Annotated in this window: 10 protein-coding genes; 4 read left to right on the forward strand and 6 right to left on the reverse strand. The window is 41.5% G+C overall.

Features of this window, described 5'->3' with window-relative positions; genetic code table 11:
* Positions 1 to 68 precede the first annotated feature (68 nt).
* From pepN to GQA99_RS05445, 5 genes are all read right to left on the reverse strand, one after another.
* Positions 69 to 2627 carry an aminopeptidase N gene (gene pepN / locus GQA99_RS05425; protein WP_160052878.1) on the reverse strand — a complete coding sequence of 853 codons (2559 nt, stop codon included), beginning with the start codon at positions 2625 to 2627 and terminating at the stop codon, positions 69 to 71.
* Between the two features lie 168 nt (positions 2628 to 2795).
* The gene (gene prc / locus GQA99_RS05430) at positions 2796 to 4841 is read right to left on the reverse strand and encodes a carboxy terminal-processing peptidase (RefSeq protein ID WP_170293509.1); all 2046 of its coding nucleotides are present in this window, start codon (positions 4839 to 4841) and stop codon (positions 2796 to 2798) included.
* A gap of 21 nt (positions 4842 to 4862) precedes the next feature.
* The gene (proQ, locus tag GQA99_RS05435; protein ID WP_160052880.1) at positions 4863 to 5483 is read right to left on the reverse strand and encodes an RNA chaperone ProQ; all 621 of its coding nucleotides are present in this window, start codon (positions 5481 to 5483) and stop codon (positions 4863 to 4865) included.
* A 260-nt stretch (positions 5484 to 5743) separates the two neighbouring features.
* The gene (locus tag GQA99_RS05440) at positions 5744 to 6217 is read right to left on the reverse strand and encodes a free L-methionine (R)-S-oxide reductase MsrC (protein ID WP_160052881.1); all 474 of its coding nucleotides are present in this window, start codon (positions 6215 to 6217) and stop codon (positions 5744 to 5746) included.
* A 50-nt stretch (positions 6218 to 6267) separates the two neighbouring features.
* A complete protein-coding gene (locus GQA99_RS05445; protein WP_160052882.1) occupies positions 6268 to 6561 on the reverse strand; it encodes a YebG family protein in 294 nt (97 codons plus the stop codon).
* A gap of 212 nt (positions 6562 to 6773) precedes the next feature.
* On the opposite strand from GQA99_RS05445, the gene GQA99_RS05450 reads away from it, so the two are divergent.
* The 3 genes from GQA99_RS05450 to GQA99_RS05460 are packed head-to-tail and all read left to right on the forward strand — an operon-like array spanning position 6774 to position 10711.
* The gene (locus tag GQA99_RS05450; protein WP_160052966.1) at positions 6774 to 7403 is read left to right on the forward strand and encodes a paraquat-inducible protein A; all 630 of its coding nucleotides are present in this window, start codon (positions 6774 to 6776) and stop codon (positions 7401 to 7403) included.
* Positions 7404 to 7440: 37 nt separating this feature from the next.
* Complete coding sequence (locus GQA99_RS05455) at positions 7441 to 8082, forward strand: paraquat-inducible protein A (protein ID WP_160052967.1); 642 nt, start codon at positions 7441 to 7443, stop codon at positions 8080 to 8082.
* Positions 8069 to 10711, forward strand: a complete 2643-nt coding sequence (locus GQA99_RS05460; protein ID WP_160052883.1) for a PqiB family protein — start codon at positions 8069 to 8071, stop codon at positions 10709 to 10711. Before GQA99_RS05455 ends, GQA99_RS05460 begins: the two co-directional genes overlap by 14 nt.
* Positions 10712 to 10836: 125 nt before the next feature.
* On the opposite strand, the gene GQA99_RS05465 is transcribed toward GQA99_RS05460, so the two are convergent.
* Complete coding sequence (locus GQA99_RS05465; protein WP_160052884.1) at positions 10837 to 12063, reverse strand: nucleoside recognition domain-containing protein; 1227 nt, start codon at positions 12061 to 12063, stop codon at positions 10837 to 10839.
* Between the two features lie 123 nt (positions 12064 to 12186).
* On the opposite strand from GQA99_RS05465, the gene rsmF reads away from it, so the two are divergent.
* On the forward strand, positions 12187 to 13641 hold the full coding sequence (rsmF, locus tag GQA99_RS05470; protein WP_160052885.1) for a 16S rRNA (cytosine(1407)-C(5))-methyltransferase RsmF: 1455 nt from the start codon (positions 12187 to 12189) through the stop codon (positions 13639 to 13641).
* The last annotated feature ends 319 nt before the right edge of the window (positions 13642 to 13960 follow it).

Below are 13960 nucleotides of genomic sequence, written 5' to 3' on the forward strand. Positions count from 1 at the left end.
GCTCTCCTTTTACATCACCGATACTACTCGTTTTTCATCTTAATCAGGCAGCAGTAAAACAACAACTATTAAGCCAACGATTTAGTGACTTTTTCATATAAATCTTTTGATAAATCGGGTAAGTTTTTCAGCTCTTGCAAACACAACTTCATCAACTCCTGCCTTTGTTTATCAAATTTAGCAAATTGAATTAATGGGGTGATCATCCGTGAGGCGACTTGTGGATTAGTCTTATTCAATTTGATTAAGATTTTAGTCAAATAACGATAGCCTTCACCATCTGCGCGATGGAATTGATACGTATTCGATGCTGCAAACGCACCAATTAATGAGCGCACTCTGTTAGGATTAGAAAAGCTAAAACTGTTGTGTTTAGTAAGCTGTTTAATATGCTCAATCACATCATCACTATTTACGAGAGCCTGTAAGCTTAACCATTTATCCATAACTAACGGCGTAGAGTGCCATTTAGACTCAAAATCACTTAGCAAAGCAGGCAAACAAGCAAGTTGTGCACTAGCAGCCGCTTTTAACGCTCCTAAACAATCCGTCATATTTTGCGATGCATAATATTGCTTTTCGACCAAGCTTTCATGCACATCAGATACCTGACACAGTAAACTTAGCGCTAAATTCTTAAATGCACGAGCACCTGCATCATCGATATTACTCAGTTCGCGATAGCGTACTAAAAACTCATCTTCACAGGCAGTTGCTAATTCTTCGACGACAAACTCTCTGGCTTTTGCCAGGGCGTCTAAATCGACACTATCAACTTGTTCTATTAGCGCTGAAGCAGATGGGATAGATAAGATTTCGGCTACAAGCGCTTTATCAATATTAACATCTAAAATAATTCCTCTAAATGCTTCGATAACTCGACTGTCGACGGTCATCACTTGCTGCTGTTGCAACTGGGTAATGTTAGCCCAAATCGTTTGACTGACTAATTGCACCGATGCTTCCCAACGCGCAACTTCACTTGTTGCATAGCGCATTAAATGCACTAACTGTTCAATGGTAAAATCATAAACTAATTTAACAGGGGCAGAGAAATCCTGTAGCAAAGAAGGTGTTGGCGCAGAGCTAATTTCATCGAACACAAATGTTTGAATGGATTTAGTGACATCCAATACTTTATTAACTATTGATGCCCCAGCATTGTCTAACAGCTCAATACTAAATGGGATGTGTAACGTTTGACCTTTTACTCCTTTAGAGACAACCTGTTGAGCAACTGTTAAATGATATTCACCTTTGTCAGCGTCAAACTTATCAGTTACCGTCACCACAGGCGTACCCGCTTGACTGTACCAGCGTCTAAATAAGGTTAAATCTTTACCGCTGGCATCTTGCATGGCATTGACAAAGTCATCACAGGTTACCGCTTGGCCATCATGGCGCTCAAAGTAACACTTCATCCCTGCTTGAAAACCTTCTTCGCCTAGGATGGTGTGCATCATGCGAATGACTTCAGCGCCCTTGTCATAAACAGTCACGGTATAGAAGTTGTTCATTTCTATTACGCTTTCTGGGCGGATAGGATGGGACATTGGCCCTGCGTCTTCAGCAAACTGTTGGTTTTTCATGACACGAATCGCTTGAATACGGTTCACTGCGCGTGAACCAACATCTGAACTGAATTCTTGGTCACGAAAAACCGTTAGGCCTTCTTTTAAACTTAATTGAAACCAGTCACGACACGTAACACGATTACCCGTCCAGTTATGGAAATACTCATGGCCAACCACCGACTCAATACCGTGATAATCATCATCAGTAGCGCTGGCTTTATCTGCTAATACATATTTAGTATTGAAGACATTTAGGCCTTTATTTTCCATCGCGCCCATATTGAAAAAATCAACAGCGACAATCATGTAAATGTCTAAATCATATTCTAGGCCAAAGCGAGTTTCATCCCACTTCATCGACTTTTTCAATGATGCCATCGCATGATCTGCTTTGTGTAAGTTACCTTTATCAACAAAGACTTGTAATTTTACTTCACGACCTGACTGCGTGGTGAAACTGTCATTTAATACATCGAAATCACCAGCAACAAGGGCAAACAAGTAACTCGGTTTCGGAAATGGATCATGCCATTTAACAAAGTGACGTCCAGAGCGCGGCATTTCGCCTTTGTCGACCAAATTACCGTTACTTAATAAAAAAGGAAACGCTGATTTATCGGCCTCAATACGAACGGTATAAATGGCTAGCACGTCAGGACGATCTAAAAAGTAGGTAATGCGGCGGAAACCTTCAGCTTCACATTGAGTACAATAAGCACCATCAGACATGTACAAACCTTCAAGGCTTGAGTTGGCTTCAGGATCTAACAAGGTGATCACTTCAAGCTCAAACTCAGCTTGATCTGTGGTAATAAACAACTGGTTATCATGCTGGCGATAATTTGCAGCCACACCGTTCAATTTAACCGAGCTTAATGATATTTGCTCACCTTCTAATACCAACTCGTGTTGGTGATCACCATTACGGGTGACGTGACTTGTCGCCGTCACTTTGGTGTTTTTGCCATCTAAAATGACATTAAGATCAACATGGGTAATAGTGAATGCAGGCTTGGCATAATCTTTTAAGTGTTTTTCTTGTGCTTGGCTCATACAGGATCCTTTTCGAACAAACTCATTGATATCGCAGTGTGAATCGTCCAGTTCACTGTTCAACAAAACCAACTATAGACACAGTCAGATATACAGTAAAACTAAACGATATTAATTTGATTAAGAAAAAACGCGCCTAAAGCGCGTTTTTGTTAGTCATGTTGCAGTTTATTTAGCGTTAGCCAGTTTTTCAGCATCGGCCATGTCTAAAGTGATGTAAGCAGTCTCATCTAAAAATGCATCTGGTATCTTACTGTCATCAGTAGTCTCTATATCGTCAAGAGACTTTACAACCGCTAAACCTTGATGAGTGCGACGTGCATTTTCACGATCTAAAACGCGTTTATCATCAGACTCACGTGACGCAATACGTTCACTTTCAACCAGCGAAATCGTTTTGTCATCATGATGCTTTTTAAATTCATTAATATCTTCGTAGATATAGCTAAATTCAGTATCAGTACTGATACGCGCTTTGTGTTTTGCATCGAGATTACTGATTAAGCTAGGGGTAATATTACCTAAGGTACTGTATTGCGCTACAGGTACTTTGTCCCATGGCAATGCATTTTTTTCTTCAGACTCGCCATATTCACCAGGCTCTAAGGCACTTGGGAAACGCACGTCTGGAGTAACACCTTTTAACTGGGTGCTGCCGCCATTGATACGATAAAACTTAGCAATCGTGTACTGCACATGGCCGATTGGTTTTTCGTACATGTCATAAATTCGGCCTAAGCTTTTATGCTGTTGCACTGTGCCTTTACCAAATGTTGACTCACCCACTATCAGCGCTCGATCGTAGTCTTGTAACGCTGCTGCAAAAATTTCTGAAGCAGAGGCACTGTAACGGTCAACCATCACAGTCAGTGGGCCATTATAAGCACTCTTACCGTCGTTATCACGATTCTGATTCACACCGCCATTGGCATCGCGGATCTGAACAACCGGCCCCATATCAATGAACAAACCCGTTAATAATGTGGCTTCTGTTAATGCGCCGCCGCCATTACCACGTAAGTCAATAATGATGCCTTCAACATTATCTTGCTCAAGTTTGGCAATTTCTTTGGCGACATCTTGGGATAAATTCATGTAGAAACCAGGAATTTGAATCACACCCACTTTGCGGTTAGCATACTGACCTTCTTTAGGTTCAACCACTTTGGAGGTTGCAGCACGATCTTCTAGACGTATTTTGTCGCGAGTAATGGTGACTTCAAAAGGTTTCGCATTAGCGCCACCTTTGTTAGGCAAAATCTGCAGCACGACTTCACTGCCTTTAGGGCCTTTGATCAAGTCTACTACATCATCTAAACGCCAACCGATAACATCTACAATGTCACTGCCTTTTTGACCAACACCAACAATTTTATCTTCGGGAGACAATTTTTCACTGTTCGCAGCAGGCCCGCCAGCAACAAGACTTTTAATGACGGTATAGTCATCATCCATCTGCAACACCGCACCGATACCTTCTAGGCTTAAGTTCATTTCCATCTGGAAACGTTCAGCATTGCGAGGTGATAAATAGCTAGTATGAGGTTCAACACTGCGGGCAAAGGCGTTCATCACACTTTGAAACACATCTTCGCTTTGTGTTTGGCTTAAACGTTTAATCGCATTGTTGTAGCGTTTTTCTAACACTTCAACAATTTCAGGCCATTTTTTACCGGTTAACTTTAGGTTTAACGCATCGTACTTAACGCGTTGACGCCATAACTCGTTAACCTCGGCTTCATCTTTTGGCCATGCTGCATCTTCGCGGTCAAACTGATAAGCATCACCTGCTAGAGTAAAATCAAACTCTTTGTCTAGAAGCGATAACGCATAAGCAAAACGCTCGTAGCGACGTTTTTGTACCAAATCATACATAGTGAATGCAGGGCTGATATCACCCGAGGTCACCATATTATCAAATTGATTTTTGTATTGGTCAAAATTAGCGATATCTTCAGCGGTTAACACATTACGGCGGTAATCAAGTTGTTCGAGAAAACGGGCGTAGATTTGTTCAGAAAAAGCGTCGTCAAGATTAAAACGATGGTAGTGCGAGCGAGTAAATAAAGTCGTTACTCGCTTGCTAGCCACTTTATGTTGTGGCTCTTGTGCTAGTTTGGGTAACTCGCTGATTTGAATCGTTGGTGATATTGCCCACGCCGAAAAGCCGACAAACATGCTGGCAATCGACACGGCCAAGGTAAGTTTTCGCATCAACAAGTACTCCTTAAATTTCTATAATAGTATGTGCTCTACACGTACTTTGATGGTCAAGCCAGTGTCTAACTGAACATGCACATCTTCTTTGTTAATATCAGTGACAACACCAGGAACCGGTGTTGCGCCTAACTTAACATTCACTCGTTGCTTTTGTTTTAATTCTTCAAGCTTTGCAGGCTCAAGTTTAACAACAGGCGCAGCGACAGGTGCTGGACGTTCTTTTTTCACTGGTGCACGTTTAGGTGCCGCTTTTTTCACTGGCTTTTTAGGGGCATTTTTAGGTGCTTGAGCCTGACGCTTAGCTTTAGCCTTTTCTTGGCTTTCTTTTAGCGTCGCTTGAGCATGATCGATATGCTCTTGCTCTAATTCACCACAATCGTTGCCATCTAAATCGATACGTTGGGCACCGACTTTTACGCCTTTTAGGTAGCGCCAACTGCTTGTGTAACGACGAAGAGCAACACGTAATTGTGTTTTACTGACTTTAGAATCATCAGCTAACCGTTCAGCCAAGTCTTGAAACAAGCCGATCTTTAGTGGCTTAGTTTCACCTTCAGCAATAAAGCATAAAGGAAAGGTTTCATATAAATACGCTAAAATTGCGTTGGTGTCGGTCAACTTGTCTGTTGATTCCATTTTTACTTCCACGTTAATAAAGGGACTGTTCAGCGGCATTGATTGCCATGCAGTCGTTCATCTTTCGCCAAGCTTCATTGTTAAAGCTCAACGTACAAATTATCACTATCCGCCAGTTTGCTAAAGCCATTGAAACAAACCTTAACAATTTAACCGAATTGACTATCAGCTTAAATCATCGCTGACACTGAAATCCAGTACAAATGCGTGCAGCTGCGTATTATAAAGCCCGCCACAGCGAATGCGACCATGATTTAGTCTTATTTGTTCGCTATTTGAGCAAATAGGCAAGATTCGAAACTTTTTACCATCATTTCTAGGCCAATTTGATCATCTTCATCGAAACGATTTAATAATGGACTGTCGATATCTAAAACGGCAACCACCTCTTCGCCACGACGAACAGGGATAACAATTTCTGAATTACTCGCCGAATCGCAGGCAATATGACCATCAAATTGATGTACGTCAGCAACACGTTGAGTTTCATTCAATGCCGCGGCAGTACCGCAAACGCCCTTACCCATATCAATTCGTGTGCATGCCACTTTACCTTGGAATGGACCTAATACTAATTGGTCTGCACGCTTAATGTAAAAACCAGCCCAATTAAGATCGGCTAGATTATCATTAAGTAATGCTGAAAAGTTAGCCATGGCCGCAATTAAATCGTCTTCACCCTCTAATAAAGCCTGGGCTTGACGGTTTAATGTTTGGTAAAATTCGGTTTTCATTCTCGTTCCTTAACTCTGGCGTCTCATGCTCACGATGGGCATAAACGTCGTTATTCCGCTGATGTATTTTTTGCAGACGCTTTTTTTACTTTTGCTGCTGCAGGGGTTTTAACCTGTACAGTCCCTTTTAGCAAGTTAGAAAGCTCATCTTTATTGTTTGCTAGATAAAATGCGAGTTGTTCGCACTTATTTTCATCAAGCCCTAAATCTGCTAGCGTCAAAAAAGGAAGTAGATTATCGGCAATATCAAGCATCTTATCGTAGGCATCGGCCTCCTTTTTCGATGTGAATGTCATCTTTTCCACCCCTTCTCTGACCACGACAAATTGGGTAATCACTGCCATGATATTATCCTCACTGTTTTTATATACAGTACATAGAATCTCATACTATTAACTTATGATGCAAGTGTTCTGATTATTCTGATATTATCAAGTAACAGAGATAGATTGTCAGTGATATTTTATCGACTGTGGTATCAATAAAATAGATGAATTGGCAAGCGTTTGCCGAATGGTATTTCACTTCGCGTATGACTATGGATTAAACACTTTTGATGCATGAACTAGATGACCACGACTCTATCATCTTATGTCGGTCTTGCGATTTGGCCGTCACAAAGCGTGCACTGCCCTCTAGTGCACGGGCAATTTGTCCGCGTTGTGATACCGTGCTTTACGACTCACCCTATTGTTCTATTAATGGCATGCTTGCTTTGTGTCTTGCAGCTTTGATTATTTTTATTCCTGCAAATTTATTGCCCGTATTAGAAATTCATTTTTTAGGCAGTGTTCGCACCACTACAGTGATCGAAGCTGCCATTGCCGTATGGGCACAAGGGTATTGGGTCGTTGGACTCGCCGTATTAGTCGCGGCGGTCATCGCGCCTGCGGTGCTCATTTTATCCATTTTAGCGCAAGTAATTATCGTCAAACTAAAATTACAACGATCTTTTTGGCAGCGAACGTACACAACATTGCTTAAAAATCAGGGGCTAATTGCGCAAATGACCATGCTTGAAATTTATGTCATTAGCTTTTTAGTATCTGCCTTTCAACTATCCGACTTTTCAGATGTATTCTTTGGCATGGGCACATTTAGTTTCACTATGTTGTTTGTCATTATTTTATTTTTACAACGAGAATATAATCTAGAACACATGTGGAGTTATGTTGATGAGCATTGATCAATCAACCGCAGCGAATAAACCTGTATCACAGGTAATGCCGCGCAGTGAAAATCCTCCTAAACACTTGCAAGGTAATCAGTTAGGCTTATGTTTATGCTCCGTGTGTAAAAAGCTTAATGTGACTCGTAATAGTCATTGTCGCCGCTGTTTTAGCCCATTGTCGACACGTAATTATGCTAGTGTGCAACAAAGTTGGGCATTACTTGTTACTGCCACTATTTTGTTGGTGTTAGCTAATATCTACCCTATCACCCTACTGACTAATCGCGGGGTGGTTACTAATGACACCATCTTTAGTGGGATCAGTCATTTGGTTCAAACTGGCATGTTTCCCATTGCCATTATCGTATTTACCGCCAGTATTTTAGTGCCTTGGTTAAAAATATTTGGCCTCGCGACTTATTTAGCAGCCATTAGTTTTAACCTGCCTATTTCAAAAAGAAAACTCATGGTTGGTTTTCATATTATTGAATGGATTGGCCGTTGGTCGATGCTCGATTTATTTGTTATTTCATTAACGGTTGCACTTGTTAACATGGGGCAATTGCTTGATGCTAAACCCGCACCCGCAGCTACGGCTTTTGCCTTGGTGATTTTACTCACTCAATTAGCCGCTAAAGTGCTTGATACTCGTTTACTCTGGGACCGCTTGGAAAAAAAACATGACACAAATTGAATCACCTAAAGTTGTGAAGAAAAAATTATTCTCGCCAATCTGGTTATTGCCCGTAGTCGCGTTAATTTTGGGCGCTTGGCTTGGGGTTAAAAGCATTAAAGAGTCTGGCATTGAGATTGTTATTCACTTTCCCAGTGCTGCGGGTATCGACATAGGTAAAACGCTGGTCAAATACCAAGGCTTAACTGTGGGTAAAGTGTCTGACATTGGCATCGATGACGATTTGAAAGGCGTTAACGTTAAAGTGGTTATGGATTATCGTGCCGACCCCTTTTTAAACCAAAATACCTTATTCTGGTTAGTAAAACCTAAGGCAAGCATTACGGGTGTTGAAGGGCTAGATACTTTATTTTCGGGTAATTATATTGCCATTCAACCCGGTGATGGCCGCTCAGCAACCGAGTTTGAAGCACAACGAGAAGCGCCGGCAATATTGCCGGGTAGTGAGGGGATTATGGTCGAACTTAAATCACCTAAACTCGGCTCGATTGATGTCGGTTCTCCAGTATTTTTCCGCCAAGTTCCTGTAGGTAGTGTGGTCAGTTACCGCCTTGACGGTAATAAACAAATTATTATTAGTGCATTTGTACAAGAACAATACACTCATTTAGTACACAAAGATTCACGCTTTTGGAATGTCTCTGGATTAAAGATTGATGCTTCACTGGCGGGCATTAAAGTCAACACTGAGAGTATCGCCTCGATTTTAGCCGGGGGTATCAGTTTCGACAGTGGCTCAGAAACCACCAAAGCCAACAATGGCGACACATACCCATTATTTCAAGATGAACAAACTGCCATAGGTGGTGTGATGTTCACGCTATCAGCCGAGAGTGCTGACGCTATTAGTGAAGGCACAGCCCTGGTATACAGAGGGATCACTATCGGTAATGTCGATCAAAAACAACTCACAAAAAATGGTGTTGAATTTTCTGCACATGTGGAGCATCACTATAAAACGCTTATCACTCCTGACAGCCGTTTCTGGTTAAGCGGTGCAGAATTGTCGCTTAAGGGCATGAAAAATGTTGGCCGCTTAATCACGGGCAGTGTCATTAGCGTGTTACCCGGTACCCAACCACCTACCGAATCAATGCAATTTGAACTTGCATCACATGCACCAGACCTTCTCATTGCAGATAAACTGATGTTAACTGTTGTCGCTGCCACGCATACTGGGGTCAGTACTGGAGCACAAATTCGTTATAAACAATTACCTATTGGTCAAGTGCTTAGCGTCAACTTAAGTGATGATTTTGCTCAGGTCGAGTATCAAATTGAAATTTTGCCTGAATTTAAAAACCTCGTCACCCAAGGCAGTTTTTTTGTGCCTGAAAGTGCATTGTCCATCAATGCTTCCCTCGATGGGGTTAATGTGACAACGCGAGATTTAACCACCATGTTAGAAGGTGCTATTAGCCTTGTTCCGTCTAAAAACAGTGAGTTGGTTAAAGCTAACAGCATTTTAGCTTTACATGAGTCGTTAGAAACTGCACAGGCTTTATACGCACAACAACAAATGACCCAGCTAACCTTAAACAGCATTGATGGTGCAGATTTACTGGAAGGCTCACCGATTTACTATAAAAAAATGCAAATTGGAGCCGTTGCAAAAATCAATTGGCAGGCTAAAACAGACAAGTTCAATATCGATATTAACATCGACAAAAAGTTTGCGCCGCTAATCAAAGCCAATACTGTTTTTTGGCGTAATAATGCCGTATCCATCAATGCAAGTCTTGCTGGTGTGAATATAGATGTCGCGCCACTTAAAGGTGCTATTAATGGCGGTATAACCCTTGGGCATTTGGACAGTAATATTGCAAGCGATACCCAAACGAATTTACGTTTATACGATAACCAGTCGTTGGCATTAATGCAGGCGAAAGTGATTGAACTCACCTTACCTGTCAGCGCTAAAGTGACACCTAAAGCGGCGATACGTTACCAAGGCCATCAAATTGGTGAAATATCTCAGGTTAAACTTGACCCTACTTTAACAACACTTAACGCTAAAGCTTACCTTTATGGTGACTATGCAGCGCACTTTAGTCGTATAGACAGTGAGTTTTTTATTGTAGAAGCGCAAATATCTCTTGCAGGTATCAACGCACCTGAAACTCTACTAACAGGCCCATACATCGGGGTAATTCCTGGTAAGGAAACATCAACATCTGATGCCTTCACAGCGAAAAGCCATGCGCGCTTAGATGCTAACATCCCCGTTGATGCTGTAAGGTTTCAGCTAGTAGATACGCAATTAGGTTCAATTAAAGTGGGTACACCACTGTTTTTCCGTGGCATTAATATCGGACAGATTGATGGATACCAATTAGCGGATAGCGGTGTTGATATTACCTTATTTGCACATGTGAACGCCCAATATGCTCATTTGGTAAACAAAAGCAGTCAATTTTGGGATGCATCAGGGATCAAATTAGATGTTGGCTTATTTTCTGGCGCACAATTAGAAACTCAATCACTTGAAACGATTCTGGCAGGCGGGATAGCCATAGCGACACGAGATGTCACGACAGAAACAAACACCCTGTCAGAAAATGATCGTATTTTATTGCAACATAACAAACTTGAAGAATGGATTGAATGGCAACCGACGCAAACCAAATGATAAGTTTAGTTTGATATAAACGACAAAAAGGCCGATATCACTATCGGCCTTTTTATTTAATCGTTATTAGTAAGTTAACCATTATTACTTATTAGCAATTTGTAAATTACTTACTATCGAGTTAATTAACCATAAAACCAATAACACACACCGATTGCCGCACTAATACCGGCCATATCCGCAGCAAGGCCGCAACTAAGCGCGTGACGCCCATTACGTATACCAACAGAACCAAAGTATACTGCTAATACATAAAATGTGGTTTCCGTGCTTCCTTGTAAAATGGCCGCTAAACGTCCAGCAAATGAATCAACCCCATGATGGTCCATGGTTTCTAACATCATTGCCCGCGCGCCAGAACCACTAAACGGTTTCATAAACGCGGTGGGCATAGCATCAATAAAACGTGTATCCCAACCCAAACCACTCACCACGGATGCTAGCATCTGTAGTACATAATCTAATGCACCAGAAGCTCTCAACACACCAATGGCAAGTAACATAGCAATGAGATATGGAATAAGTGTTATCGCCTGATTAAAGCCTTGTTTTGCGCCTTCAACAAATTCATCGTACACGGCAATTTTTCGATAACCCGCCACAAGGATAAAACTGAATATCAACATCAACAAAATGCCATTACCAAGTACCATCGACATTTGGCCAATAGCCTCTGCAGACAAGGTCACTAAATACGCGACACCCGCCATTAACGAACCAATAATTAACCCTGCATAAGCTAAAACAACACTATTAAACAGTGAGATCCTTTGCACTGTGGCGACCACTAATAATCCCACAATGGTTGAGGCACTAGTCGCCAATAAGATCGGCAAGAACACATCAGCAGGATTTGCGGCCCCTTGCTGGGCACGGTATAAAAAAACAGTCACAGGCACCAATGTTACCGACGACGTATTTAACACCAAAAACAGAATCTGTGCATTGGTCGCGACCGTTTTAACTGGATTTAAACTCTGTAAATCGTGCATCGCTTTTAAGCCCAAAGGCGTAGCGGCGTTGTCTAAGCCTAAAATATTCGCAGTTAAATTCATGCTAATACTGCCATATGCCACATGACCGCGTGGCACCTCTGGCATTAGTTTAGACAGCAATGGCTCAAAAACACGTGCAAATAGCCCGACAACGCCGGCTTTTTCGCCAACCTGCATTAAGCCCATCCATAAAGCCAGTACGCCAATTAACCCGAGTGAAATATCTGCAGCAAGCTTAGCGCTGGCAAATAATGCCGTAACCGACTCGCTTAACACCTCAGTGTTGCCGCCAATCATTTGAATAATGATTGATAGTGCTGCAACAATAAAAAATAAAAACCAAACCCTATTTAGCACACATAACTCCGTGACTCAGTAGTGAGTTTTTTGTTTAATATACAGTAATCATGGCGAAACGGTGGCAACAATTCCGTGTTATGATCAGGCTAATTTTGCAATAAATAATCTAACATAATTAATATGGCCCAATTAAACCCCAATTTTATCAGCCACATCGAAAAAGAATTACCAACTCATTTATCTATGGATGAGTTTATCGCCATTTGCGATATTCCACTGCGCAAATCAATCAGGGTTAATACGTTAAAAATCACGCCCCCTACATTTGTTGAGATAATGACTCAAGCGGGTTGGCAATTGCAGTCCATTCCTTGGTGTGCCGAGGGCTTTTGGATTGATGGTAAAGATGATGTGCAATTAGGAAATACCATCGAACATATCCAAGGCCTATTTTATATTCAAGAAGCCAGCTCGATGTTACCTCCAACGGCGCTATTTGCAGACCAAACACCACCTGAGCTGGTCTTAGATGTGGCCTCTGCACCAGGCTCTAAAACCACTCAAATAGCAGCCCTAATGAAAAATAATGGCTTATTAGTAGCCAATGAATATTCTGCCAGTAGAGTTAAAGTGCTTCATGCCAATGTGCTGCGAATGGGCGCGAGTCATACTGCTCTGACTCATTTTGACGGCCGGGTATTTGGCGAATATTTGTATGAATCGTTTGACGCTATTTTATTGGATGCACCTTGCGGTGGTGAAGGTACAGTTAGAAAAGACCCACTTGCATTAAAACATTGGAATATTGAAGATGTTACTGCAATTGGCGAAACCCAAAAAGACTTAATAGAATCCGCATTTTTAGCCTTAAAACCCGGCGGGACTTTAGTTTATTCAACCTGCACATTAAGCCAATTAGAAAACCAGCACATTTGTCAGCATTTACAGCAAACCTACCCTAATGCCGTGGAGTTTGTTTCACTTAAAAACCTGTTTGATGGCGCGAGCAAAGCGTGTACTGAAGAAGGTTTTTTGCATGTTTGGCCGCAAATATTCGACAGTGAAGGTTTTTTTGTCGCCAAAATACGTAAAACAGCGTCAGTTGAGCGCATAAAGAAACAGCCCAAGTTACAAAAAAACTTCCCATTTACTCCTGCTGGCGAGAAGCAACAAGCAGAGTTAAGACAATACTTTAGCGACAGCTTTGCAATCGCATTGCCCGAAGATGACATCATTATGTTTCGTGACGATGAATACTGGTTATTCCCAGCCATGTTTATGCCATTTATCGGCAAGATGCGCTTTCAGCGGATTGGACTCAAGCTCGCTGATGCGATGAAAAAAGGCTATAAAGCCAAACATGAAGCCATTATTGCACTATCGACTTCTGCACCACTTGGGCCTCGCTCGGTGACATTATCAGCCACTCAAGCACAAGACTTTTTAATGGGTAGGGATATTGCCACCGACTCTTTTACAGGCACATTACACCAGCAATTAGCCAATACAGCCCATGGGGAAATGTTAGTGAGTTATCACGACGTTGTGCTAGGCGTGGTTAAGCATTTAGGTCATAGACTTAAAAATAATTTGCCAAGGGAACTGGTACGCGACAAAGTAAATTTAAGCTTATAAGCGAATTTAAGCTAATGAATTAAAGCTAATGACTTAAAGCGAATGACTTAAAGCGAATAGATTAAAGCGAATAGATTAAAGCGAATAGATTAAAGAAAATCGATTGAAAAAAATTTCATCTCATTTATGCAAAAAAAATAAGCATGACTATAATGTATTTTATAGTCCATTTCGAATTTGGCATTTCAATGTACACTTGAGCAAGCGGCCAATCGCTTAACACACTCAGACAAAGAAATGCCTCAACAGTAGCGCAAGGCTCTTAATTGAGCCCTTTCCCTAGGCCCAAAACAATTGGATAGTTTTGGGTCTTTTTTTA

The sequence above is a fragment of the Shewanella litoralis genome, from assembly GCF_009828585.1.
GTDB classification, from domain to species: domain Bacteria; phylum Pseudomonadota; class Gammaproteobacteria; order Enterobacterales; family Shewanellaceae; genus Shewanella; species Shewanella litoralis.